Annotated in this window: 19 protein-coding genes; 7 read left to right on the top strand and 12 right to left on the bottom strand. The window is 50.7% G+C overall.

Annotated features, from left to right (window positions below; genetic code table 11):
* Nucleotides 1–3 precede the first annotated feature (3 nt).
* Together J2Y43_RS06395 and J2Y43_RS06390 are read left to right on the top strand one after the other, a co-directional pair.
* Nucleotides 4–1,032: a LacI family DNA-binding transcriptional regulator gene (locus J2Y43_RS06395; protein WP_309980758.1), complete on the top strand. Its 1,029-nt coding sequence runs from the start codon at nucleotides 4–6 to the stop codon at nucleotides 1,030–1,032.
* A 71-nt stretch (nucleotides 1,033–1,103) separates the two neighbouring features.
* Nucleotides 1,104–1,658, top strand: coding sequence for a Uma2 family endonuclease (locus J2Y43_RS06390; protein WP_309980759.1), 555 nt, complete (start codon nucleotides 1,104–1,106; stop codon nucleotides 1,656–1,658).
* On the opposite strand, the gene J2Y43_RS06385 is transcribed toward J2Y43_RS06390, so the two are convergent.
* The 7 genes from J2Y43_RS06385 to J2Y43_RS06355 all read right to left on the bottom strand — a co-directional run bounded on the left by J2Y43_RS06385 (nucleotide 1,648) and on the right by J2Y43_RS06355 (nucleotide 11,037).
* A complete protein-coding gene (locus tag J2Y43_RS06385; RefSeq protein WP_309980760.1) occupies nucleotides 1,648–1,917 on the bottom strand; it encodes a Txe/YoeB family addiction module toxin in 270 nt (89 codons plus the stop codon). The two genes, J2Y43_RS06390 and J2Y43_RS06385, sit on opposite strands and share 11 nt — an antisense overlap.
* Nucleotides 1,908–2,111, bottom strand: a complete 204-nt coding sequence (locus J2Y43_RS06380; protein ID WP_309980761.1) for a DUF2683 family protein — start codon at nucleotides 2,109–2,111, stop codon at nucleotides 1,908–1,910. Before J2Y43_RS06380 ends, J2Y43_RS06385 begins: the two co-directional genes overlap by 10 nt.
* A gap of 81 nt (nucleotides 2,112–2,192) precedes the next feature.
* Nucleotides 2,193–3,515, bottom strand: coding sequence for a DUF3748 domain-containing protein (locus J2Y43_RS06375; RefSeq protein WP_309980762.1), 1,323 nt, complete (start codon nucleotides 3,513–3,515; stop codon nucleotides 2,193–2,195).
* Between the two features lie 56 nt (nucleotides 3,516–3,571).
* Nucleotides 3,572–5,791: a hypothetical protein gene (locus J2Y43_RS06370; protein ID WP_309980763.1), complete on the bottom strand. Its 2,220-nt coding sequence runs from the start codon at nucleotides 5,789–5,791 to the stop codon at nucleotides 3,572–3,574.
* Between the two features lie 13 nt (nucleotides 5,792–5,804).
* Nucleotides 5,805–6,854, bottom strand: a complete 1,050-nt coding sequence (locus J2Y43_RS06365) for a polysaccharide deacetylase family protein (RefSeq protein WP_309980764.1) — start codon at nucleotides 6,852–6,854, stop codon at nucleotides 5,805–5,807.
* A gap of 14 nt (nucleotides 6,855–6,868) precedes the next feature.
* Nucleotides 6,869–9,112, bottom strand: a complete 2,244-nt coding sequence (locus tag J2Y43_RS06360; protein WP_309980765.1) for a two-component regulator propeller domain-containing protein — start codon at nucleotides 9,110–9,112, stop codon at nucleotides 6,869–6,871.
* Nucleotides 9,112–11,037: a PfkB family carbohydrate kinase gene (locus J2Y43_RS06355; protein ID WP_309980766.1), complete on the bottom strand. Its 1,926-nt coding sequence runs from the start codon at nucleotides 11,035–11,037 to the stop codon at nucleotides 9,112–9,114. Before J2Y43_RS06355 ends, J2Y43_RS06360 begins: the two co-directional genes overlap by 1 nt.
* 571 nt (nucleotides 11,038–11,608) lie before the next feature.
* On the opposite strand from J2Y43_RS06355, the gene J2Y43_RS06350 reads away from it, so the two are divergent.
* Entirely contained in the window at nucleotides 11,609–12,148 is a 540-nt protein-coding gene (locus tag J2Y43_RS06350) for an RNA polymerase sigma factor (protein ID WP_223401917.1), read from the top strand.
* Nucleotides 12,149–12,228: 80 nt separating this feature from the next.
* Here J2Y43_RS06350 and J2Y43_RS06345 read toward each other — a convergent pair whose 3' ends face one another.
* Complete coding sequence (locus J2Y43_RS06345) at nucleotides 12,229–12,843, bottom strand: hypothetical protein (RefSeq protein WP_309980767.1); 615 nt, start codon at nucleotides 12,841–12,843, stop codon at nucleotides 12,229–12,231.
* An 85-nt stretch (nucleotides 12,844–12,928) separates the two neighbouring features.
* A complete protein-coding gene (lgt, locus tag J2Y43_RS06340; RefSeq protein ID WP_309980768.1) occupies nucleotides 12,929–13,759 on the bottom strand; it encodes a prolipoprotein diacylglyceryl transferase in 831 nt (276 codons plus the stop codon).
* A 50-nt stretch (nucleotides 13,760–13,809) separates the two neighbouring features.
* Between lgt and yidD the strand changes: the two genes are divergently transcribed.
* Nucleotides 13,810–14,019 (top strand): membrane protein insertion efficiency factor YidD, encoded by a 210-nt coding sequence (gene yidD / locus J2Y43_RS06335; RefSeq protein WP_223401921.1) that lies wholly within the window; start codon nucleotides 13,810–13,812, stop codon nucleotides 14,017–14,019.
* Between the two features lies 1 nt (nucleotide 14,020).
* On the opposite strand, the gene J2Y43_RS06330 is transcribed toward yidD, so the two are convergent.
* Together J2Y43_RS06330 and prmC are read right to left on the bottom strand one after the other, a co-directional pair.
* On the bottom strand, nucleotides 14,021–14,974 hold the full coding sequence (locus J2Y43_RS06330; RefSeq protein WP_106594270.1) for a MoxR family ATPase: 954 nt from the start codon (nucleotides 14,972–14,974) through the stop codon (nucleotides 14,021–14,023).
* Nucleotides 14,975–15,001: 27 nt separating this feature from the next.
* Nucleotides 15,002–15,862, bottom strand: a complete 861-nt coding sequence (gene prmC / locus J2Y43_RS06325) for a peptide chain release factor N(5)-glutamine methyltransferase (RefSeq protein ID WP_309980769.1) — start codon at nucleotides 15,860–15,862, stop codon at nucleotides 15,002–15,004.
* 90 nt (nucleotides 15,863–15,952) lie between these two features.
* Between prmC and ribD the strand changes: the two genes are divergently transcribed.
* Nucleotides 15,953–17,017 carry a bifunctional diaminohydroxyphosphoribosylaminopyrimidine deaminase/5-amino-6-(5-phosphoribosylamino)uracil reductase RibD gene (ribD, locus tag J2Y43_RS06320; protein ID WP_309980770.1) on the top strand — a complete coding sequence of 355 codons (1,065 nt, stop codon included), beginning with the start codon at nucleotides 15,953–15,955 and terminating at the stop codon, nucleotides 17,015–17,017.
* On the opposite strand, the gene aroE is transcribed toward ribD, so the two are convergent.
* On the bottom strand, nucleotides 17,014–17,787 hold the full coding sequence (gene aroE, locus J2Y43_RS06315; protein ID WP_309980771.1) for a shikimate dehydrogenase: 774 nt from the start codon (nucleotides 17,785–17,787) through the stop codon (nucleotides 17,014–17,016). The genes ribD and aroE overlap by 4 nt on opposite strands.
* A 257-nt stretch (nucleotides 17,788–18,044) precedes the next feature.
* On the opposite strand from aroE, the gene J2Y43_RS06310 reads away from it, so the two are divergent.
* Together J2Y43_RS06310 and J2Y43_RS06305 are read left to right on the top strand one after the other, a co-directional pair.
* Nucleotides 18,045–23,435 carry a S8 family serine peptidase gene (locus J2Y43_RS06310; protein WP_309980772.1) on the top strand — a complete coding sequence of 1,797 codons (5,391 nt, stop codon included), beginning with the start codon at nucleotides 18,045–18,047 and terminating at the stop codon, nucleotides 23,433–23,435.
* Nucleotides 23,436–23,522: 87 nt separating this feature from the next.
* Nucleotides 23,523–24,506, top strand: a complete 984-nt coding sequence (locus J2Y43_RS06305; protein ID WP_409014386.1) for a nucleoside hydrolase — start codon at nucleotides 23,523–23,525, stop codon at nucleotides 24,504–24,506.
* The last annotated feature ends 3 nt before the right edge of the window (nucleotides 24,507–24,509 follow it).

The following is a 24,509-nucleotide window of genomic DNA, read 5'->3' as shown; positions in this document are numbered from 1 at the left end:
ATAATGGAAAAGGAAATTACCATTTACGACCTCGCAAAAATACTCTCCTTGTCGCCGGCCACCGTGAGCAGGGCATTGAACGACCATCCTGCGATTAACGCGAAAACCAAGGTGCTCATTGCTGAGAAAGCTGCCGAGCTCGGGTATCGCTCTAACACATTTGCGAGCCATTTAAGGACGCGCAAGACTAACACGCTCGGCGTGATCGTGCCGAGGTTGAATAGTAATTTCATGTCGACGGTACTGGCCGGAATGGAGGAGGTCGCCAATAATTTCGGGTATAACTTGTTGATCAGCCAGTCGTTGGAGTCCGAGTTGAAGGAGCAGGCCAATGCCAAAACTATGTTTAACAGCCGTGTGGATGGTTTGCTGGTTTCTGTGGCTTACGATACCGATTCATTTGAGCATTTCTCTACCTTCATCAACCGCAATATTCCGGTTCTGTTTTTCGATCGCATCATGAACCATCCGCAATGCGGCGCGGTGATTATCGATAACGAGCAGGCCGGGTACGACGCAACACGCCATTTGCTGGATCAAGGCTGCCGCAGGATCATGCATGTGACCGGTGACCTGCGAAGGAATGTGTACGCCGACCGGTTAGAAGGTTTCAAACGAGCGATTGCTGATCAGAACTTGCCGTTGGATAACCGACTTGTGATATCGACCGACCTCAGCCAGGAAGCAGGCAGGGCCATTGCGGAGCAAATTGACGGAATGGAGGAAAAGCCGGATGGCCTTTTTATTACCAACGACCTTTGTGCGGCGATCTGCCTGCAGGCATTGAAAGAAAGAGGATACACAATCCCACAGGAGATGGCCATCGTTGGTTTCAATAACGACCCGGTTTCGCAAGTAGTGTCGCCGCAGCTCACGACCGTTTTTTACCCGGGTTATCAGATGGGAAAGACGGCCATGACTACAATGATTGGTCAACTAAATGGAACGAAACTCATAGACAATTTAGAACCAATTATCCTACGCTCTGAATTGATTATCAGAAGGTCGTCGATTCGGTTGGAGAAGTCGTAAATTGCGTTACATTCAACGTTTGCCAATCGCATTCTCCTGTAATTCACTATTTTTGAAAACAAAGCAGAAATATGGAAGCTGTGGCTGAAAGACTCTATTCACTGGAAGAATACTTTGCCTTTTGTGAAACCCACGAAGGCCGGTTTGAATTCGTCAACGGAGAAATCATCGAGATGTCTGGAGAAACAACTACTTCCAACAGGATTGCCGGGAATATTCATCGCTACCTCGCTAAAATTTTAGAAGATAGCTCATACGAACTTTATCAAAACGCTGTAAAATTACGAGTGGAAGATGGCAGGGTTGTTCGTATCCCCGATTTTCTGATATGTGAAGAAAAGGGCGATGCTGTTCGGTATACTACCTTGCCATTGCTTATAGTAGAGGTATTATCGGAAAGCACAGCCAAAACCGATCGTGTTGAAAAGTTACAAGAGTATTCATCAGACCCATCATTGCAATATTATCTGATGATCGAGCAGACCAAATGCCGTGTTGAAATGTATATCCGCGACGGGGAACGATGGTATTTTGAATTCTACGACAAAATGGACGACGTGATCAGTCTGCCTTATTTCAAAGCAGAGTTGCCTCTTACCGTAGTTTACAGAAAAGTCAGCTTTTGATTTTGTAATGCCCTTTCAAAGAAAAAACGATGACATTGTCATCGTTTACGGAGTATACCAATCTGTGTTCCTTATCAATTCTCCTCGACCATTTGCCGGAAAGATTTCCTTTTAACCCTTCTGGTTTTCCTATGCCATGGAATGGTGCTGATTGAATGGCTTCCAAAAGTTGCTTGACCCTTTTTAGAATTTGTGTATTACCAGTCTTTTTCCAGTATTGCAAATCGTTCAAAGCGTCAGAAGTCAACTTTATTTCCATATGTCGTCCAGGGTTATCGTGGTAGTGCGTCCTCTCGCGACATCCTCATCACCCCGTTTGATTTTGGCTACAAAATCGGCGTCGTAAAGGGTTTCGCGATCTTCTGTTTTGAAAGTTATATTCAACTCTCTGAAGAATGCTTCGATCGCATTACGCTCATTCTGGTTCTTCGGCTGCACGATGAAAGTTTCCATAACTTTAAATGGTTTATATCAAAGTTAAGAATTTTCGAAAACCTCTCCAAAGCGATCAGAGGATATCAAATACCCAAATTCTCAATTTAGCCGCAACACAAACACCTGCTGCACACCCTTCCCGGCCTCATTCTTCAATAGTCTGTTAAATGCAAGCACCTTCCCGTCCGCTGACCACACGAGATTGCTCGCAGTAAATTCCGATGGTTCGGTCAAAACCTGGATTCTCTCTTCAAATGGTGCGTCGCTCACCTCACAAAGGACAATACTTCCATCATAAACATAGGTAACATGCTTGCCATCCGGATGCCAGCGGAGGTTGCCGGTAATGTTGGAAGTGCATTCGGTGACTTGGCGCGCCTTGCCGCCATTGGGCGAAATGGTGAAAATCTGGCTGATACCCTTTACGTCTTTGGCTATAAAGGCAAGCTGGCTGCCGTCCGGCGAGGAGCGAACAATACTCGTACAGCCTGGATGCGGTGTATTGGCCGTAAAAGTCAGACGACGTTGCATGGCGCCTGTGGGGGGCATCGGGAAGTCTGTGTGGGTTCCTTCCAATGGCCCTAGCGGTCCGGGCTGCGTAATGTCTTCTGGGATATCGACGATGAAAACTTCGGGTACGTCGTGGCCGTTTTTATCCTTCACGGTGCCAAGAAATGCCCGTGCGACCTGGCGGGTGCCATTTGTATTGATATAGCCATTCGTTCCAACCCAACTATCACTTGCAGCATGGCTGATTTCGTCGCTTCCCGGAGCAGGTTTTGGAACAACCCGTACTACTAATGCGCTGAACCATTCGCCGGAGACATTCTCCGCATTTTCATCTACTTTAACAGCCCTTACCTTTTTAGAAACACCGATCGTCCGCAGGTTACGCTTCTGACCGGTCGAGTCTTCCAGCGCTTTCAGGATGGCGTCGTTGTAGGTGAATCCGATCCATTGGCCGTCACCGCTCCACTCGTGCCGGTGCGTGCCCCCGCGTAGCGCGCCGGGCGTAAATGGGGGTGTAACGTCACGCGCATCGATGTACACGGGCACGTTCGGGCGGTTGTCGTAGATGATCACACCCGTGCGGCGCCATTGTTGGTAAGGATTCTCTTTGGTACTGGTGGAAAGGCCGTGAATGAATACAACAGCGTTTTCTTTGGGGCTATAACTCACAGCTCCTGCACCCGGACCCCAGCTTGCATTATCTTTAATATCAAAAAGGACTTGTTTCTCTCCCGTTTCAATATTCACACGCTCGATCCGCGCCGATTCTGCGATACCGCCGTCGTCGGTTCTGGTGTCATACACGAGCCATTCGCCATTGGGCGAAAAGTTGTCGTTGTTGTCCAGGTCGTGATGGTAGGTCAGGTCGTGCGTGATCTGTTTTTCTGCGATATCGGTCTGGCAGGATTGCATGCTCAAAAATGTTAGGAATGTTAAAACCGGGATAGAAACAAGTCTCATGGGCGAATCTACTTTTGAGGGCCGGTGATTATGCCCAGGTAGCGGCCCATCCAATAGGGGAGGAGCCAGATATCCCCGGCGCTATGCTCACCGGAACCGTTGCCGCCGCTCCGGTCGAGGCTGAACATATTGCCATTATGCCGTTGAATAGGACGTTCGTCAGGTGGCAATACTTCCTTCGTGGTTTGTTTGCGGAAATTGGGTTCGATTTTTTCAATATCCTTGCGGTGGCTGTTTTTAATCACCCAGTCGATCAGGTCCATTGGATGCTCCTGCAAATACCAAACAGATTCGTTCAGGTCAAAATCTTTGGTACCTGTTAATGCCGTGAAAATATTCCAGGCACCTTCTTTCTCCGGACGCTCCGCTTGCCAGTGGTCAATGATCTGCTTTTTGTAGCTGGCTTTCAGCGTATCGTTGAAAGCGTATCGGTACAGTCCCCAATAGCCGAGGAAATACATTTCATCGTCGGAGTGGTTCCAGCCGTCGGACATGTGTTTCGCGTGTTCGTCGGCATCCGCCGGAGCCATCCCGATTACGCTCATAGGCCGCATCATGTTCTCGTAGTAGCCGTGCTTGTTCATCAACTCGAATGCTTTTGCCTTGTATTTCTCCTTTTTGGTGAAATGGTAGGCGGTTTGCAGCATAGCTACAATGTTCGACGAGTTAAGCTTGCGGTCGCCCACATTGGTAGGGAATGCATTTACATAATCGGGGTGCCATTTACCCCACATTGTAGGCTTGCCATCGTAGTCGATCAGGTACATATTGTTTTTCACAATGTGCGACATGAGGGTATCGATGAGCATAACGGCCTGTTTCCTGATTTTCGGGTCGTCGATCAGTTCCGCTGCCGCGCCGAATGCGAAAATATGACCGATCACCTCATCGCTGCTGGTCGTCGATTTCCAATCCCATTCTTTTTCTGGCGAATGCTGCCAGCGCTCAACATCGTGCAGCTCATTGATATGTCCCGCACGCTCATAGGAACGGGCCGGGAATCCTGCCACGGGGTTCACGGTGTACAAGCGCTCCATGGCGTCCATCGACTCGCGGCAGTTTTGCAACGCATCCGGATCTTTGGTAGCCGCATACCGGAATATCTGGCCGCCAAGGTACATCGAGGTCCAGAGGCCATCATTGTCCGAATCTTCGGTATACCCTGTCGACAAATCGCCGTGATTCAGCCCGGTAAGCTGTGAATTGAAGCCATTGCGAATATGGCGCAGGCGTACCTGCTGGTCGAGCAGTTTGGCTTTCTCTTCCAAAGTCATCGATTTGAACTGGATTTGTCCCAGACCTTTGGTCGTTAATACCAGCACCGAATTTTTAGGTCCTTTTTCAATATCCAAAACATTGTTGCCGGGCAGCCAGCGTTCACCGAAATAATAGTCAAACTTGCCGTCCGTGCGCAATGCAAATGCGCCCATATCGGAGCCGAACCATACTTTGCCGTTCACTTCTTTCACTGCGGTAATTCTGGTAACAGGCAATTTGCGGTTGATGCTGCCGGTTTGCTTTCCGGTTGCAATATCCAATGAAAGATAGCCGTCCAGTGTCCCGATGATGATCTTCGTCTCTTTCGAGGCAATATCAAATGCGGTGAAATCGGTGCCGGTAAGCACTTTCGTCAGCTTTTTATCCTGTACACCCAGTTTGTAAAGCGACTTGTTCCCCAGAATCCAGAACTGGTTTGCATTACTCTGAAACGCCAATCCGATCACAGCATCGTCGGGCAGCTTGCCATTCCAGAGGCTTTTCGAGTCCTTGATCAATTCGAGCGAAGCGCCGTCGGAAACGAGGAAAGTAAAATCCTTGCCACCTGCGAGTAAGCCGGCCTTTGGAAGGTTATGTTTTGAAAACAGTGTTCCGGCCCATGCATTGCTGAATACCACCTGGTCGGTCAGATAAACGAGTTGGTTTTCGTAGGAAATAAGGTTGCTGATGTTCTTATCCTTCATGTAGCGGTAATTCCGGTCGGGAACGACTTTGCCCGGATACAGAAATTGCCCCGCAGAAGTATGGCGAAGGCCCTCTTTGGCGAGCATCTGTATAATGCCGTTTCGGTCGGCGGCCACCTGTTGGAGTGAGCTCTGGGTGGTATCAGCGTAATATTTGATACTTAAATCCTGCAAATAGGGCTTATCCTTATGCACAGGTTGTACCTGAGCATGCGTGGAAGCGGCGCCCGTCAGTAATAGGAGGGATAGTAAAAAGTGCTTTTGCATTGTATTGAGTTGGTTATTTAACTTTTTTCCTTCTTTCCATCATCTCTTTCCAGGTGGTGAGAATAATGCCTTCCGACTGGATGAAGTTTTTCAGGTCGGGATCGAGCATCGAGCGCATATCGGCATAGCGTGAGCCGCCGGATGCACTGATGTATTTGAAATCGTCGGTGACGTCGCTGCTGTGGACGATCATCATCGCCACGCCGGGTTGCATTTTGCGGATCGTTTCGATGAACTTTTGAGCCTTGTATTTGCCCCATTGCTCGGGCGTGACGTCGCTGCCCTCCGGTTTCCAGTCGCCGCTGATCGTGTGCAGGTCGTCGAGTACCGGTAAGCCCGCCGCCCATATTTTCTGCCCGAATTCTGCTGAGCGTATGGTAATTTCTGGCTCCGGCAGCTCCATTTCTTCTTTCCATTTGCCCTCCGCTTTCAGCTTTTTGACCAATGGATTGTTCAGGCATTCTTTCAAAAGCTGGTTATTCCCACCCGGGAACATCACCGGAATACCAAATTCCGCCCCGACTTTGATATATCTTTCCAAATAGGGAATGTGCGCGAACAGCGTGCCCATATGCGAATCCATATGAGTGGGTTTTAGCCCGAGTTTCAATGCACGGCTCAGTTGTGCGCGTATTTCCTGTTCCACCACATCCGGGCTGGCGTGTCTGATCACATCTTCTACCTCATGCCACATGCAGCCTTCATCGTCTACGAGCCCCTCCGAGTGCGTAATGCCGTTCAACGGAGGCCAGCGGTAATCCTGCCATTCCGACGTGAGCGTCAAATGCAGCCCGGCATCCATACCCGGGTTTGCCGATGCAAACTTGGCGAAACTGGCCGCCCATGGGCACGGCATCATAATGCTGCACGAGGTGGCAATGCCGTTCTGTATCGATTTTTTGGCGCCCTCGTTCGAGTAATGCGACATTCCCGCGTCGTCGACGTGGAATATGATGACCTTTGCGCCTTTGGGCCAGCCGAGTTTTTCGGCATAGGTCTGTTGTGCTGATGTTTCTTGCATGACCAGTAATAGCAGGTTGATGAGCAAAAGATAGGTCTTCATATCGAATGTTGTTTCTATTTTGAAATCATTCCCAAATACCGGCCCATCCAATAAGGTAGCAGCCAGAAAACCGGCTCACGTTCTACCTGCGGGTCGCCTCCGGCTAATGTCCAGGGGTTTTTGTCCCAACGGACGGTGAGCCGTATGCTGGCGGGCTGCAATTCACTAATTTGTTCGTCTTCCAGGACCGGCGTGCGTACCACTTTGATATCCTCCCTTTTCCGGTGATCGATCGGCCAGTCTACCAGGTCCAGCGGCGTGTCGATCAGGAAATCCACGGAGTTTTTCAGCTCCGCTTTCTTATCCAGGCTTTCGTTGTAAATAAAATTGACCAGCGGGTTATGGTCGCCTTTGCGCATCGCGAACCATTCTTCCAGGTGGTTTTTGTAAAATCTCAACCGCTCGGGATCCTGCTCGCAATGGATCAGGATCGGGTAGAGGTATGCCTGCAATACCACATCGAAATAGATGAACCACGCTGGATTTTGCCTGGTCACGTCCTTCATATTGTCGAGGTAGTGCTCCTTTTGGATCAGCCGGAGGTATTCGTCCTGGTATTTGGCATTGCCGGTCATGAAATGCGCCAGTTTCAGGAATGCGAGCATTTCCATCGAGTTCTGGTTACGGTCGGGCAGCCATTCCGGGTCGCGGTTCAGCTGGTCCGGTGACCATACCGACCAGCGCGTTGCCTTGCCGTCCACATCCGCGAAATTCAGGTGATGCTGCATCAGATAATCGACGATCCTGCCTACATGCGCAGCGATAACCTTCTTTTCCGCGGCGTCGGCCACGAGCGTATAGTAATGGTAATAGCCAAACATATGCCCGCACATTTCATCGCTGCTTGTATCGCCTTTCCAAAGCCACTTTTTATCGGCCGACAAGCGCCAGCGCGTTTCCACAGGTTTAAACCGCGGCTCTTTCACAAGTTCGTCCGCGCGCTCGCGTTCCGTGTAGGTGCGGTTGCCATCGTGCATGTGCGTCCACGTGGCGGGTATGATCGTGCGCGCGAAGAAGCCGTCGGTGCCGGTTACTTCCTGCAGCATTTTCAGGAAACCGAATGCTCTTTTTGCATTCTCCTTTGCGGCAGGATCTCTGGTAGCGGCATAGCGGAAGCTTTCCATGGCCAGATAGTTGCCGGTAAATTCGCCGTCATTGTCGTCGTCTTCCGGCTCCCAGGTGGTGGTATCGCCCGGAACGCGCAAATGTGCCTGTCCCGCGATCCACGGCGCTCGGATATGCCTCTTCATCAAGACGTCATAAAAGAATGCGTTTTTGGACGCCAGGGTCATATCCCGCTTTTTAATAGCACTTACACCTTGCGGCGTCGCTATCCACGCATTGCCTTCTTTGTCAAATGCAATATCATTGACCTGATCATCCAGGAGCCACCTTCTTGAAAACAGCAATGAATGACTGCCGTCTTTTCGGAAGCGCAACACGCCTGTTTGGGTACCGATCCACATCGAGCTATCGGGCGCGTAGCGGACGGCCGTGACGTAAGTAGAAGGAATGCCGTCCGTTGTCCTCAGTTCCGACTCTTTTTTACCATTGTTTTGAATGGTAACCCCACCCAGCCCGCCTATCCAGAGCTTACCGTCGTGATTGTATGCCAAACCTTTGGCATAGGCGGCGATCAAAGCGTCCGGTTTGTAGGTGTGTTCCAAATGCGAGGGAGTCCAGTGGTAAAGTCCTACATCGGAGGCTATCCACAATCCATCGTTCCTATCGCCGATCATATCGCGGATGGATCTCGCTATGACTGCTTTTTGTAATGTAAAGCCATTCGCATTACCCGTCCAAAAGCCATTCGGGCCGATGGCGTAAACGGTGCCTGCATTTGTGCAAATCGCAGAAATGGGCCCGGCCGGCCCATTCGCCTTTGAAATAACACCGTTTTGGTATTGATAAAGTCCATTCCAATTACCTATCCACACAACGCCGGACGAGTCCTGAGCCAATGCAAAAGCCGGCCCATCTGTTTTGCCGTCCAATACGGGTACCCAATTATGTGCATTGCCTATTTTACGAAAAACACCTTTTGCCGTGGCCGCCCACACATTACCGTCGCGGTCGGGTAAGACGGCCCTTACGTCGTTGCCCTCCATTGGATAGGCCTCATGATATTCCTGAATGAAAGCCTCATCCTGGTAAAAGGATGGTTCATTACCGACAGTTTTATCATTCCGGCACGAAAACAGCACAGGAAGTATGCCGTAAGCCAGCCAGGCAATCAGTTGTTTTTCAAAACGTAACATCAGGCTTCGGCGTAGTTTTCGCTCTCCTGGAACAGCAGGCTGATCAGCTTTTTATGCTGCGAGAAATCCGGGATGAGCAGTTGGGCACCTGCACGTACGAGGCGCGGACGCTTGGCCGGGTTATGTCCGAAGCGCTGCACTTCGTTGCTGGTAATACCCACCGAAATGCCGCCTGCGCGCCGCCCTTCGCGAATCTCGTCCGGTCCGTCGCCGAATACCGCCAATTCTTTGCCTTGTAAATTGTTGTCGCGGATGATTTTTTCGATCACCATTTTCTTCGAAAACTTGGTATAATCGCGCAATGCACCGTAAATGCCGCCGTCGAACAAATCGGCGTAGCCAAGCATTTCGGCTTCGTTTCTGACGTCGTCGGCATCGGTACCGCTGGCGAGATACATGGTTACGCCGCGCTCTTTGAGCTGTTTCAGAAACTCAACGGCGCCTTTCAATGTGTAATCTTCCTGACCGAGTTCCCCTTTGGCGAGCTTTTCCATGCGTTTGTTCACCATTTCCATCAGGCCGTCGTTGTAAATCTCCTTGTATTGGAATTTATCGAGGATCTGGTCTTCGGGTACAAAACCGAATTCGCGTACCAGGTTAACCAGCCCTTCCATCTGGTAAATGGTCTGAATGCCCGTGGTTTTGTGAATGAATGCCTTACATTCGGCCTGTACTTTATGAAACGTTCCGGCGTCGATGGTGTCATATTGTTCACCCAGAATGGATTTCATCATTACAGGCTCCATAATCTCCTCCCATCCCTGCCGCAGTGAGCTGATCGTACCGTCGTGATCGAAAACGGCATAGCGTATATGTCCGAGCTTGTCGAGGATCTCCGGTACGCATATTTCGAACTCCGTTTCGGGGTAGTAAACAGCTGCGCGCTCGTTTTCGGCGAGGTCGGCATTATAAATGTAGTCCGGGTCTTTGGCCACAATGGCAATTTCTTCACCGGTGGCTGTGCCGGTAGTAAACAGTTTTTGCACGGTCACCGCCGCCGCGAAGTTGCCGAACAATGCCGCTTCGGCCGGGGATAATCCGGCGGCAAGGCAAAGCGTAATGGCGCTGATCGCGGTATCGCCCGCACCGACGGTGTCGAGCTTGCCTTTCAACTGAATGCCGGGGACCTCGTGATAACCCTCATTGTCAAATGCGATAATGCCGCGCTCTCCGCAGGTCACGAACACCGGCTTGCGGTACCGATTGAACACTTCGGCGCCGTAACCTTTTACATCGCTTACGGGCACGTTTTCATCCGGCGTAACATTCAACCCATTCAAGGAGGCGATTTCACGGTCGTTACATTTAAGATAGGTATTCCGGAAACTGTCGTTGAAGTGCCGGGAATCCAGCATGACTATCTTGTCGGGATACTTATTAAAGAGGGCATTCACGTCGTCGATAAACGACGCGTTGGTAATGCTTCCGGTCACCTGCTGGTTAAAAATCAATGCATCGCACTCCTGCAATGCCTTTTCAAGCGCGGCCACGAGTTGCTTGTCCGTATCGACGCTTCTTTCATTATATACACCAAAATCGATGCGCGGTTCTTCCTTGCCGTCGACAAGCCGTTTGAGATAACTATATGTATTGAAACGCTCTTTCTGAATAATGAATGCGCTCGTGTCCGCACCGAGTTGTTGAAGCTGCGCCGTTAGTTCCCGTCCCTGCATATCGTCGCCCACGGCGCCGATCACCCGGATACCCGCTGGTTTCAGCGCGGCGAGGTTGGCCACCACATTCCCCGCGCCTCCCGGCGTATAGTAATGGCGGGCAACGGCCAGGGCCTGCAAACCGGTTTCAATGGAAACTTCGGAAGTGCGGTCGTCCATGACCCAGTACGAGTCGAGGCAGAAGTCGCCATACACGGCGACCTGAACGGTGGAGATTTTCTCCAAGATCTGATTGATGCGGCTTTGATCCATGAGCAAAGGTTGGTCTGGATTTAGGATAAAATGGATATGGATATTGAGGTGTTTTTGGGTAATACGACCGATGCCGGAAGGAGGGCTATCGCAACGTCCGCGATTTGAGGCAAATGTTATAAAATTGTTAAAAGCGGCATTCGTAAAACGAGGGTAAAACGGCCTGTTGTTTCAAAGTATTTTTTGCTAAGAACTGACTGGAAATGAGGAAATATGTGATAAATGATAAGTTACTATTATGTTATGATTAAATCGTACAATGGTGCGCAAAATGAAGATATTTTTACGCAGTTTGCGATTCAAATTTTAAAACGGGAGGTGTAGATTTATCAGACAATTGCAAATACGCCGCTCAATACAAAGCATCGCCGATTGTTTCGAAGGCAGAATTTTCCGCTGCCGGGGCGATGTTGGAAACAACTTTATTTTAATACCTGACTAATTACCTATTCATAATAAAGCAAATTTGATGCCGGCCGATAAATAGGATCAAACCAAGAATAAAAGTTTTTTAATTAACATAAGAATCTCATTATCTAGTCCCCTTTTCTATAAGCTAAACTGTACGACTGTGGCCTATCCCGACGAAAATACCCTGATCAGAGTGACGCAAGGCGACGAAGCGGCCTTTGCGGAGTTGTATAACCACTACAAAACACCTGCACTGCGGTTTACGGTTTCCCTGCTCAAAGACGAGGAAGAAGCTGAAAACATGGTCCAGGACGTGTTTATCAAAATTTGGGTGAGACGTACCCAGATCAAGCCGGACTATAATTTCAATTCATACCTGTTTACGTGCCTGCGGAATATGGCATTCGACCATTTTAAAAAGCTGGAAAAGAGCGAGCAGCTGCGTAAGCATTATATGGAGGCGATCCGTGCTGCGGGTGAGGAGGAGCGGGAAGAGGCCGAGAGAAGGCTGACCGTCGTGCAGGCGGCTGTCGAATCGTTATCGATCAAGCGCCGGCAAATTTTGAAACTGAATATTGAAGAAGGAAAATCCTATCAGGAAATCGCAGAGTTTTTGAGAATATCCAAAAATACAGTGAAGAACCAATTGGTGAAGGCAAAGCAGATCTTGCGGGAAAAAGTGGATCTGGCAACGATATAGCACCCGGATTAGTCCAGCATTACATATTCCTAAAACCTTGAAAAGCAGAAGCACCTACGCTTCTGCTTTCCTTTTTTGATCTATTTCATATCGTTCAGCTTGCTGAGGTCGATGGCTTTCAAGGCATCTTTCAGCTGGTCGACGCTCAGGTTATTGCCTTCCACATTTACGACGTAGCGGTCCGCGACCAACACGTTGATTTCACCGGACTTGCTTTCGTTGTTATATTTCTCAAAAGCCTTGTAGCCTTCGATTGTCGTGGTTTTTTCGTAACCGGTGGTGGTTTCCTTATCAATTTCAGCAATAGACCAGGCTGCGAGCGCCATCGTCGATACGCCGGCAATACCTCCCGTGTCCACGATTTCGACGTCGAGCGACTCATCCGAACTTCCTTTATATTTGGCCTCGGCCGTCGAAACGGTAAAGCCCATGGCGCCGGTTTTCTCGCCGGTAGCTTCCGTGCGGCTCATGCCGGCGAGGGTTTCGGGTAAAAGGTCTTTCAGCTTGCGGAAATCCACCGGGTCGACGGCCTTGCGGTCGCCCATTTCCTTGGCTTTATCGGCAATAGCCTGAAGAGCATCGGCCGGGCTGTCCGCGGCGGCTTTTTCTTCGGCTTCTTTTTCTTCCTGTTTGCTTCCGCAACCGGTCAAGAGCAGGGCGCATGAAAGAAATGCGGCTATAAAGGATGTTTTCATCTGACAATTGTTAGAGTTGTTTCAAACTAATTACAATGTAATGAAAACGCTGCACTGATGCACGCCTACTCTGTTGGGGGTACTTTCATCTTGCAACCTCCAGCGGATTCTGACGGGAGCGTATAATGAAATACAAGCCGAGCAGCACTGCGGGGATACTCAGGATTTGCCCCATATTCAATGCGTAGTTCGCCTCGAATGCCTCCTGGTTTTCTTTCAGGAACTCATACAGGAATCGCAACGTGAACACCCATACGAGGAACACTCCGACCATCAGCCCGCGTGGGGTAGCGGCCTTGTATTTGTTCCAGATCCCAAACAGGACGAACGTGAGGATGAAACACGTAATGGATTCATAGAGCTGGGCAGGGTGACGCGGGATTTGCAGGAACTCGGTATTTTGACGGAAAATGAATGCCCAGGGCGCATCGGAAGGCTTTCCGACAATCTCGGAGTTCATCAGGTTACCAAAGCGGATGAATGAGCCTCCCAATGCAAACGTGATGGTAAGGCGGTCGGTCACCCAGAAGAATGTCTGGCCTGTGCCCCTGCGCGAGCGGGCATACAACCATAGCCCGGTCACTGTTCCGATCACCGCGCCATGGCTGGCAAGCCCGGCGTAAGGAGGTAATATCACTTCCAGGGGATTTTTAAACAGTACTTCGGGTTCATAGAAAAGGAAATGGCCTACGCGGGCGCCGATAACGATCGAGAGCACCATATAAAGCGTGAGCGAGTCGATATCTTCCAGCGTCTTTCCTTCTTTCTTGAAAATATAGATCATAATTTGCTGGCCGATCAGGAAGCCGGCAGCGAAGAGAAGACCATACCAACGGACAGGGAAGGGACCAAAACCGGCGATTTCCGGAATAGTGAAAATTTCGGGACTTACGTCCCACATGATATAGGAAAGCATGCGTTTGTGATGTTAATGATCAAATATACTATTATGAGACAAGACGCGAAATGAAATTTTTACTCATAGCCCTCGTACGGTTTTATCAGGCGGCACTTTCCCCTTATTTGCCCAATTCGTGCCGTTACACGCCTACATGCTCGCAATATATGATTGAAGCTGTGCAGAAACATGGCGCGTTCAAAGGAGGCTGGCTGGGGCTGAAACGCTTTGCACGCTGCCACCCGTGGGGCGGCCACGGCCACGACCCGGTACCATGAATTATCCAATGGCAACTTTCCGGAGAATGGAATCGATGATCGTCATCGTGCGCACGCCGTCGGCTTCCGCCTCGTAATTCAGCAGGATACGATGGTTCATGATGTCGGGCGCGAGCTCTTTGATGTCCTCGGGCAATACATAATCACGCCCTTCGAGGTAGGCCAACGCTTTTGCCGCACGGTTGAGGTAAATGGTAGCACGCGGCGACGCTCCGAACTGAATGTAACGCGCTTCGTCGCGGAGCCCGTAATCGAGCGGGCGGCGGGTAGCGAATACGAGTTCGATAATGTAGCGTTCGAGCGTATCGGAGATATTGACCTTGTTCACTTCGTCGCGAATCGCGAAAATCTCCTCCTTATTTAATATCGGGCGGATTTTGTATTCATAGTTAATGTCCGACATCCGGCGCATTACTTCCAGCTCTTTCATCTTGTCGAGGTAATCGACGTAGACTTTCATCATAAACCGGTCGATCTGCGCCTCGGGAAGCGGGTAGGTTCCTTCTTGTTCCACCGGGTTTTGGGTAGCGAGTACTACAAAGGGCCGGTCGAGGAGGAATGTCTCGTCGCCGATCGTCACTTGCCTTTCCTGCATTGCTTCGAGCAATGCAGATTGCACTTTGGCCGGGGAGCGGTTCACCTCGTCGGCGAGGATGAGGTTGGAGAAAATAGGCCCTTTTTTGACTTCGTAGTCGCCTATTTTGGGTTTATAGATCATCGTCCCGATCAAATCCGCGGGAAGCAGGTCGGGCGTGAACTGAATGCGTTTAAATTCCAGATGGAGCACTTTGGCCATGACGTTGATGGTCAAAGTTTTGGCTAGCCCCGGAACGCCTTCGAGGAGGATATGGCCGCCGGTAAATAGGCCTATCAGCAGTCGGTTCAGCAGTTTGTCCTGCCCCACCACCACCTTACCCATTTCGTCCAGAACCTCCCTGATTTTTTCTACGTACATGAAAATGAGGTCAAAATTTTAAATGGATCAGGCCCAGATAGCTCTTACGAAGCGGTCCTTACCATTGATATCACGAAGGATTTCCACGTTTTTGTAATTCCTTTCTTCAAAAACCTTCTTGGTTTCCGCGCCGAAATGCTCGTTGATCTCGACATAGCATTTACCGTGCTGCTTCAAGTGGTGTACGCCAAAATCCGCGATGGCTTTGTAGAAAAGCAGCGGATCGTTGTCTTCTACAAACAATGCCTCGTGCGGCTCGAAACGGAGCACATTCGGGCGCATGCTTTCGGCCTCGGAATAGGTTACGTAAGGCGGGTTGCTCACCAGGCAGTCGAACTGGACGATGTTGCCGGGCAGCGGGAATGTCACATTGAGCATATCCTGCTTCGCGAACGTGACGTCGGCAATGAGCTGTCGGGCATTCTCTTTGGCTACTTCCAAAGCCTCGTCGGACACATCCCATGCATGCACGCTCACGTGCGGGAGGAAGCGCGCGAGCACGATGGCAATACAGCCGCTACCGGTTCCAATGTCGAGGATGGAGATATTCTTGTCCGGCTCCGCGTAGTCGCGCGTTACCATTTGTACGAGCTCCTCGGTTTCCGGACGCGGAATCAGCACCGCCGAAGAAACGCGGAATTCGAGGCCGCAAAACTCGGTAGAGCCGATGATATGCTGAACGGGTTCGTTGTTGTTCAGGCGTTTGATGATATTATCCCAATCGGGCTGCGCCGTGTTTTCGGGTATCGGGCGATCTACCAGCACATCGATATTACGGAGGCGCATATAATGCTCCAACAGCATGAACGAGATTGCCTGAGCCTCTTTTTCCGGATAAACTGTGATGTTTTTTACTATATATAAATAAAGCTGGCGTGCGGAAGTCATTTTCACTGATTTTGATCCAATGTCGGAAAGTTAGCAAATTATGGGAACTCCCGAAAGTTGAGTTTAAAAGGGCATTTGTATTTTTGCCACATGGAGACGCACAATCAATGGATGGAGCGGGCTTTGCAGCTCGCCGAATACGGCCGCGGGGCGGTGAGCCCGAACCCGATGGTAGGCTGTGTGATCGTCCATGAAGACAGAATTATCGGCGAAGGCTGGCATCGCGCCTATGGCGGCCCGCATGCAGAAGTACGGGCGATAGACGATGCCGACGCCAAAGGCAATTCGCATTTGCTGCCACAAGCGACGGCCTATGTTACCCTCGAACCTTGCTCGCACACGGGCAAAACGCCTCCCTGCGCGGACCTGCTTGTGAGCCGGCAATTGAAAAAAGTGGTCATTTGTAATGATGATCCCAATCCGCTGGTTTCGGGCAGGGGCATTCGCAGAATGCGTGAGGCCGGGATTGAAGTGGAATGCCACGTGCTGGAAGCACGAGGGTTGGAGCTGAACAAGCGGTTTTTTACGGCTATGACCCTCAAAAGACCGTATGTGATCCTCAAATGGGCCGAAACGGCCGATGGGTTTCTGGGATACGAAACCGGTAATCCCGTGCAGATCAGCGGAGCGTTATCAGGTATGCGCGTGCACCAATGGCGTACCGAAGAGGATGCCATTATGGTGGGTTATAAAACGGCTTTGATGGACAACCCGCGGCTGAATGTGCGCTATTGGGCCGGAACGAACCCGGTGCGGATCGTCACCGACAGGCGCTTACAACTACCTCCGCAACTTCACTTGTTCGATAATTCTCAAAGTACAATTGTGGTCAACTACAACCGTGAGACAGCACTTCCAGCCGATCCCGAACGCTACGCATTGCCGTCGACAGCCTATTTGAAAATAGACAAGGAAGGCGATGAAATAGCCCAGTTGCTCGAAGGCCTGCATCGGCGTAAAATACAGTCCGTTTTGGTGGAAGGAGGCGCAGCGGTGATCAATGCATTCCTGGAAAGCGGTTTATGGGACGAGATCCGTCGTTGCCAGGGTACACTCATCATTGGCAACGGCGTGGCGGCCCCGGTTCCGCGCGGCTTGTTCAAAGGTTCCGAGCAAATCGGTAATGATTTATGGACCCGCTATAACCGAATTTAAACACTCCAGAGATTTTCCTCGGTCGTCCAGATCTCCCAGGCTTTTTCTGCCTGCAATTCAAGCATTTTTAGCCCGTTCATTGTAGCGGCGCCTTGCTCGGTGCCTTTTTTCAGGAACAGCGTTTCGGCCGGGTTGTAAACGAGGTCGTACAGGTAATGGCTTCTTGTAATCCACTGGTAGGGGATCATAGGACATTCTTCGGTGTTGGGGAAAGTCCCCAACGGGGTTGTATTGATGATCAACCGATGGCCTTCGATTACTTCCTGGGTAAGTCCTTCATACGAAACGCAGTCGTCGCTTTTCTGGCGTGAAACGAGCGTGTACTCCATTTCAAGGTCTTTCAACGCCACCTGCACAGCTTTGGCGGCACCACCGTTGCCCAGTACGAGTGCCTTGATATACTTGCAGGACTCGCCCCGCTTGTCGAACCATTCCACGAGCGATTGCTGGAAACCGTAGTAATCCGTATTGAATCCTTTCGTACTGCCGTCGGCGTAGATTTTGATCGTATTCACCGCTCCTATGCGCTCGGCCGAGGCATCGTCGAGGTCGTCGAGAAAAGCAATCACATCCTTTTTGTAAGGGATCGTCACGTTCAGTCCGCGCAGGTCGTGCTTCTTTTTCAGCAATTCGGGCAATTCGTCGAGGGATTTTATCTCGAAAAGCTCATAGCTGCTCTCTTTGATTTTCTCTCTGATGAATTTGTCTGTGAAATATCGCTTTGAAAAAGAGTGGGTAAGCGGGTATCCGATCAGGCCGTATAAGTTCATAAGGATGCGTGTAGCGACGGTAAAATTTTGGGCTGCTAAGTTATACCAGCCACCAGCTAATTACAAATACGGGCAGAATTAGAGGCCCGGTAAATTCGCGTATACGATTTACGGTTCGCACGCTGGCGCGGCTTCATCGGGCTGAGTCTCAACTAGTTTCCTGTGCAGGTTAATTTATATTAAACAATGGCCGAATTAATTTGCATTATTATGCTAAATGAGGTAGAATTACCTATCCTTTATCTGTACCCAAAATTATGAAGTGGAAAAATCTTTACTACACACTATTGCTGGCTAGCCTGTTTACTGGGCATGTCAAAGGCCAGAAGCGCCACGACTACCAAATCCTCCTGAGAAGTGGCTCAATGCAACCGGAGCGGAATATTTCATCTGCCTCTGGTCGCTCCAATGCGGCATTCAGGCTTTCGAATGCGGGGCAGAAGTCGCTGGTAGTGATCCAATTCGATGACATTCCTACCGAACAAGAGCGACAAGAGTTGAAGCGGGAGGGTATCGAACTCCTTGAATATATACCAAATTACGCCTACACGGCAACGATAGCGCCAGGTAGTAATCCGGGTGCATTGGCAAGAACCAAAGGAAGGGCTATTATAGAACTTAGCGCCGAGCAAAAAATGCAGCCGGGGCTTGCTAACGGCAACATCCCGTCCTACGCATTTACCGGGCCGTCTACGATCGACCTGTGGATCAGCTATCCCAAATCTTTCAGTTACGAAGAGGTACGGGCCGCATTGCAAAGCCGGGAATACGAAGTCATTTCGGATCAATATAAAAACTACCAGATACTGACGGTCAGGGTGCCGCTGAAGGAGCTGAAAACGCTTGCCGGGCAGCCATTCGTGCAATATGTACAGGCAATACCGCAGACAGACCGTCAGCTGAACAACAAAAGCACTGCAAATGGCCGGGCGAATGTCTTGAAATCAGCGCTGCCAGGGAATAGAAACTTGTCCGGAGCGGGTGTGGTCGTCGGGATTGGCGACGAGTCTAATCCCCTGCGCCATGTTGATTTCAATTCCCGCATCATCAACCGGGCGCCTATCGAGGCCGGCTCGCACGGCCTGCACGTGATGGGTACGATGGCAGGTGCCGGCATTATGGACGAGCGTTTCGCGGGTTATGCGCCCAAGGCGACCGTCGTTGCTCAAAGCTATTCGTCGATCCTGGCCTATTCGCCGCAGTATGTGCAGGATTTTGGGATGGTGATCACCAATAACTCTTATGGATCAGACGTGATTACCTGCGAGACGAATGGAATGTATGACCTCTACTCGTATATTCTGGATCAGCAGGCGTTTGAAATGCCTTATCTGCAACATGTTTTTGCGGCCGGAAATAGTGGTAGTACCACCTGTGCACCGTTTGCGGTGGGTTTTGGAACAGTCCTGGGAGGATACCAGACCGCGAAGAACGTCATCACCGTAGGCGCTACCGGCGAGACCGGCGGGATTATGGCGAATTCCAGCCGGGGGCCCGTTAAGGACGGCAGGTTGAAGCCGGAGATTACAGCGCAGGGAAGTGGCATTATGTCGACGATTCCGGTTAACCTGTATGGGAGTGGAAGCGGGACGAGTATGGCCACGCCGGCGGTGTCGGGAGGGCTCGCAATGCTCTACGAACGATACAGGCAGCTGAACGGGAACCAGAATCCCAAGAATGGTTTGATGAAAGCACTGCTGGTGAACGGCGCGGTGGACAAAGGTAACGAAGGCCCCGACTATCGATTTGGATTTGGATGGCTGAACCTGCTTCGATCGGTCAAAATGCTCGAGTCGCAGAGCTATGCTACGGGCCAGGTTGCGCATCAGGGAACTAATAACTTTTCTATCAATGTCCCGGCCAATACGGCGCAGGTTAAGGTAATGCTCTATTGGAACGACCCGGCAGGCAGTACACTTGCATCCCAGAGCCTGGTCCACAATCTCGACCTTCAGGTGACGAATCCTGCTTCCAATGTGATTCTCCCGCGAATACTCGATCCTGCCGCTGCCAATGTCGGTAATGTAGCTACTACGGGCGTCGATAACCGCAATAACATGGAGCAGGTGGTGATCAACAACCCTAGTGCCGGGAGTTATACCATTTCTGTAAAGGGTACCACGGTAGGTCAGTCGCCTTCACAGGAGTATTTTGTCGTTTACGATATCATTCCCAATTCCCTCACCATTACCAACCCGATCGGAGGAGAGCGCCTGAAAGACGGCGACCCTATTTACATTTCCTGGGACGCATTCGGGAATAGCGCCAGCACTTTTAGCGTGCAATACAGCGGCAATAATGGGGGATTATGGACGAACATTTCTACGACCGTAGCAGCTGGTACCAGCCAGCTCGCGTGGGCTGTGCCCGTGGGGATGCGATCGGATAAGGTGCGTGTGCGGGTGATCCAGAACAGCACCGGTGCGCAAAGTATTTCCGAGCCTTTCACGGTGATCGGAGTGCCGGGTGTTACGCTCTCGGCCCTGCAATGCGAAGGGTACATTTCGCTGGATTGGACGGCGGTAACGGGCGCGGGTGACTACGAAGTAATGATGCTGAAAGGGAAGGAAATGGTTCCGGTGGCCATTACCGCCGGCACGACCTATTCGTTGGGTGGATTGTTAAAGGATTCGACCTATTATGTTTCCGTAAGGGCCCGCGTGAACGGGCAGCCCGGACGCAGGGCGCTGGCGATTTCGCGCAAGCCGGATACAGGAACCTGTGCAGGTAGTATTTCGGACAACGATCTTAAAATTGAGTCAATAGTTACGCCGACATCGTCGGGGCGAAAAAGCACATCCACCGAACTGAGTGGGGCCGTTTTTGTCAAAATGCGGATCAAAAATCTCGATGACGTAGATTTCAATGGTTCACTGGATGTCGGATATGAGCTCAATGGTACGGCGGTACCGGTTGAAACGATCACGCCTTTCATTGAAAAAGGTAAAACCTATGACCATACCTTCGCGGTGGGGGCCAATTTAGCCAACCCCGGGGATTACAATATCAAAGTGTATATCCATAGTAATGCGGATTTGGTGACGGCCAATGATACATTGACGAAGCTTTTCAGGCAGCTACCCAACGACCAGCTGACATTGCCGTTTAACGATGACATGGAAAGCCTTCCTGCACAGAATGTTACCGTCGCACAAATGGGGCTCACAGGAGATGGGCGGTACGATTTCAGCGCCGACACCGACGCAGGAAGAATCCGGACTTTCATTAATACGGGTTTTGCGGCTTCCGGTCAGAAAGCATTGACGCTCGATGCCAACCGGGCCTATTCGGCGGGCAACACGAGCTACCTCACAGGCACTTTCAACCTGGCGGGTTACAACATCAATGCCGACGATTTACGGTTGATATTTTCCTATAAAAACCACGGCCAGAAAACGAACAGTAATAATAAGGTTTGGATAAGAGGCAAGGACACCGACGCCTGGATCGAGGCTTACGATCTTTTCGCAAATCAGAACCTCACGACCCAGGGATACAAGACCACGGCTCCGCTTGAAATAAGCGCATTGCTTTCGGCAAATGCGAAAAACTTCTCGTCAAGTTTCCAAGTCCGCTGGGGGCAATGGGGAAAAATGATCACCTCCGATTACAGCAACGGCGCGGGCTATTCTTTCGATGATATCCGCATTGTGTCGGTGATCGACGATATTCAAATGCTGGCGTTGCTCGCACCGCCCACGGAAAGCTGCGGGCTGAGCAATGCGGAAACGATCGCTATCCGTATCCGGAACAGCTCCGCGCGGGATATTTCCAACCTGCCGATCGCATTGTCGCTCCCGAACGGGACCATCCTCCGCGATACGATCACATCGCTTGCCAAACGTACAACTATCGATTTTACTTTCGGTCCCAAGGCTGACCTTTCGGGGATCGGAGCGTTAAACCTCAAAGCATGGTCGGAATTGGCGACCGACAGCTTCCGGGACAATGACACGCTGGCGGTCAAAGTTTTTAATGCGCCGGTATTGAGCTCGTTTCCTTATCTTGAAAATTTTGAAAACGGTGATGGCTTCTGGAGTGCCAAGGGAACGAACAGCTCCTGGAAATGGGGTACGCCTACTTCGAGTGCTTTGAACAAAGCGGCCAGCGGAACCAAGGTGTGGAAAACAAACCTCGCGGGAGGGTATAACGACAAAGAAGAGTCGTATTTGTACTCGCCATGCTTTAATGTGAGCAGCCTGACTTCACCTACACTGAGTTTTAGTGCGGCAATCGACCTGGAAGTGTGCGAGCCTACGCCCTGCGACTACGTGTATATCGAATATTCCGGAAACGGTGGGCCGTGGACACGCCTGGGGGCGGTGGGACAGGGTACCAACTGGTATAACAAAACCTACTCGGGTAACGGCGCGTGGGCTATGCAGGACTACCTGCGCTGGCACGTGGCGAGCATGGCCTTGCCTACCGGATTTGTGAACCTCAAATTGCGTTTTGTACTGATCTCCGATGGTTTCACCCATCGCGAGGGAATTGCCCTGGACGACATTCACATTTTCGACAAGGTTGCCCCGATACTAGACAATACCGGCGGTGTGGCTACCCAGCAGGTGTCGGGCTCGGGTTGGGTGAATTTCACGACCAATGGGAAATTGATAGCTTCCATTAACCCCAACGGACAGAATATGGGCAATACCGAGGTACAGTCGTATCTGAACACAGTAGGCGTAAGAAACGGGAATGGACAGTATTATCTCGACAGGAATTTTACCATAAAACCTGCCAACAGCGAACTCGCAAGCCTGGCAACTGTCCGGTTCTACTTCCTCGAAACTGAAAGTGAAGCCTTGCTCAACGCGGTGGGCTGCGGTACTTGCGAAAAACCTGCAAATCCTTTTGAACTTGGTGTTTCCAAATACCGGAATGCGGCTAGTCCTGTCAAAGAGGATGGATCGCTATCCAATAGTGTCGATGGCGGCTGGTCGTTCCACCCCGCCGGCGAAGTGGCGATCGTCCCTTACGACAAGGGATATTATGTGGAGATGAAGTTGAAATCTTTTTCAGAATTCTGGTTTTCAAAGGCGTTTGTGGGAAATCCAGGCGCATTGCCTGTCGAGTTGGTGAGTTTCAATGCGAGGAAAAAGCAGGACGATCTGCCATCGAAAGACGTGATCCTGGAATGGGAAACTGCTTCCGAGGAGAATTTCGATCATTTCGATATTGAGGTGGCCAGCGGCGACGAAGCTTATCGGCAAGGGAATTTTGTGCGGCTGGCGCAGGTTTTCGGGGCAGGTAATTTGAAAAGCGGTCGAAAATATGAGTACGTCGATCAGCTGCCCGGCAAGTGGGGAAACTTGTATTACAGGCTCAAAATGGTGGATATCGACAGCACATATCAATACTCCCGCGTGCGGCCGGTTGCATTCGAAGCACAATCCGAATGGTCGGTTTATCCTAACCCTTCGAAAGGCGTTTTCTTCCTCGGCGACGACGTTCCTGCAAGCCGCTCGGTATCCGTGAATGTGTACGACCTGCAAGGAAGAATTTTGAAACAATTGGATGGTGATGCATTGAACCCGGCGCAGAAGCGCAAGGTTGACCTCTCCGGCCGCGAATTTGAGGAAGGAATATATGTACTGGAAGTAGTGAATGGAGAAACAAAACAGGCATTCCAGGTGTTGAAAAACTGATGTAACCTCTGCTATCGTTTAAAAAATCCTTCTGATGCAGCATATTGGCAGGTAAAAGCGAATAGCTTTACAACAGACCGCATTTTTATGAATGTCATGAACAAAGTTTTACTGATCCTTTGCCTCTTCACACTCTCTAATTCTTATGCTCAAACGGGCAGATCGGTCAATTCGCTGATCCTCGACACTGATATCGGTCCGGATTACGACGATGTAGGTGCGATGGCCATTATGCATGCAATGGCCGATAAAGGAGAGGTTAAGCCGCTTGCGGTAATTTCCTCTAATAAAAATGAACTGGTAGTACCTACGATCGAAATCCTCAATACCTATTTCGGCCGCCCTGAGTTACCCACCGGTGCCCCCAAAGGGAAAGGGGCGAGTTTCGGGGCCACGCAAAAATGGCCGGAAATGCTGGTGGAGAAATATCCGCATAAAATCGCCAAAACCTCGGATGCACCGGATGCGGTGGAAACCTATCGGAAGATTCTCGCCAAGCAGCCCGACCAGAGCGTTACCATTGTGACGGTGGGTTTTCTGACCAATCTTGCCGATTTGCTCGACTCCGGGCCGGATGCCAATTCACAGCTATCGGGTAGCAACCTCGTTCGCAAGAAGGTAAAGCAGCTTGTGTCGATGGCCGGCGGGTTCCCGAAAGGCCGTGAATATAATGTGCTGGTAGATTCGGTGGCGTCGGCCAAAGTCTTTGCCGAATGGCCTACCGAAATTCTTTTCAGCGGTTTTGAGATCGGAAAAGAAATTAAAACGGGTAAGCGGGTAATCGCTAACGAGAGTCTGAAAAGTCCCGTGAAAGATGTCTTTGCGATGGCAATGCCATTGTCCAAAGGCGACGCGGATGGCCGGATGAGCTGGGACCAGACGGCCGTGTTGGTGGCCATTCGGGGGATTCAGCCCTATTTTGGCGTCAAACGCGGAAGAATCATTGTCGACGGCGGTAACAACAGCTGGCAGGACGACCCTATGGGCCCGCACGCGTACCTCACGCCCAACATGCCCTTCGAGCAGCTTACTGCGCTGATCGAAGGACTGATGATGTGGCAAGGCAAGTAGGTT

This window comes from Dyadobacter sp. BE31 (assembly GCF_031457695.1).
GTDB lineage: Bacteria > Bacteroidota > Bacteroidia > Cytophagales > Spirosomataceae > Dyadobacter.
Note: the sequence above shows the minus strand (reverse complement) of the source record. Positions and strands in the feature narration are given on the sequence as shown.

Bases quoted from the DNA above. Each gene is read 5' to 3' on its own strand.
- J2Y43_RS06395 (WP_309980758.1), top strand. From the start codon at position 4: ATGGAAAAGGAAATTACCATTTACGACCTCGCAAAAATACTCTCCTTG.
- J2Y43_RS06390 (WP_309980759.1), top strand. From the start codon at position 1,104: ATGGAAGCTGTGGCTGAAAGACTCTATTCACTGGAAGAATACTTTGCC.
- J2Y43_RS06385 (WP_309980760.1), bottom strand. From the start codon at position 1,917: ATGGAAATAAAGTTGACTTCTGACGCTTTGAACGATTTGCAATACTGG.
- J2Y43_RS06380 (WP_309980761.1), bottom strand. From the start codon at position 2,111: ATGGAAACTTTCATCGTGCAGCCGAAGAACCAGAATGAGCGTAATGCG.
- J2Y43_RS06375 (WP_309980762.1), bottom strand. From the start codon at position 3,515: ATGCAATCCTGCCAGACCGATATCGCAGAAAAACAGATCACGCACGAC.
- J2Y43_RS06370 (WP_309980763.1), bottom strand. From the start codon at position 5,791: ATGCAAAAGCACTTTTTACTATCCCTCCTATTACTGACGGGCGCCGCT.
- J2Y43_RS06365 (WP_309980764.1), bottom strand. From the start codon at position 6,854: ATGAAGACCTATCTTTTGCTCATCAACCTGCTATTACTGGTCATGCAA.
- J2Y43_RS06360 (WP_309980765.1), bottom strand. From the start codon at position 9,112: ATGTTACGTTTTGAAAAACAACTGATTGCCTGGCTGGCTTACGGCATA.
- J2Y43_RS06355 (WP_309980766.1), bottom strand. From the start codon at position 11,037: ATGGATCAAAGCCGCATCAATCAGATCTTGGAGAAAATCTCCACCGTT.
- J2Y43_RS06345 (WP_309980767.1), bottom strand. From the start codon at position 12,843: ATGAAAACATCCTTTATAGCCGCATTTCTTTCATGCGCCCTGCTCTTG.
- lgt (WP_309980768.1), bottom strand. From the start codon at position 13,759: ATGCTTTCCTATATCATGTGGGACGTAAGTCCCGAAATTTTCACTATT.
- yidD (WP_223401921.1), top strand. From the start codon at position 13,810: ATGAAATTTTTACTCATAGCCCTCGTACGGTTTTATCAGGCGGCACTT.
- J2Y43_RS06330 (WP_106594270.1), bottom strand. From the start codon at position 14,974: ATGTACGTAGAAAAAATCAGGGAGGTTCTGGACGAAATGGGTAAGGTG.
- prmC (WP_309980769.1), bottom strand. From the start codon at position 15,862: ATGACTTCCGCACGCCAGCTTTATTTATATATAGTAAAAAACATCACA.
- ribD (WP_309980770.1), top strand. From the start codon at position 15,953: ATGGAGACGCACAATCAATGGATGGAGCGGGCTTTGCAGCTCGCCGAA.
- aroE (WP_309980771.1), bottom strand. From the start codon at position 17,787: ATGAACTTATACGGCCTGATCGGATACCCGCTTACCCACTCTTTTTCA.
- J2Y43_RS06310 (WP_309980772.1), top strand. From the start codon at position 18,045: ATGAAGTGGAAAAATCTTTACTACACACTATTGCTGGCTAGCCTGTTT.
- J2Y43_RS06305 (WP_409014386.1), top strand. From the start codon at position 23,523: ATGAATGTCATGAACAAAGTTTTACTGATCCTTTGCCTCTTCACACTC.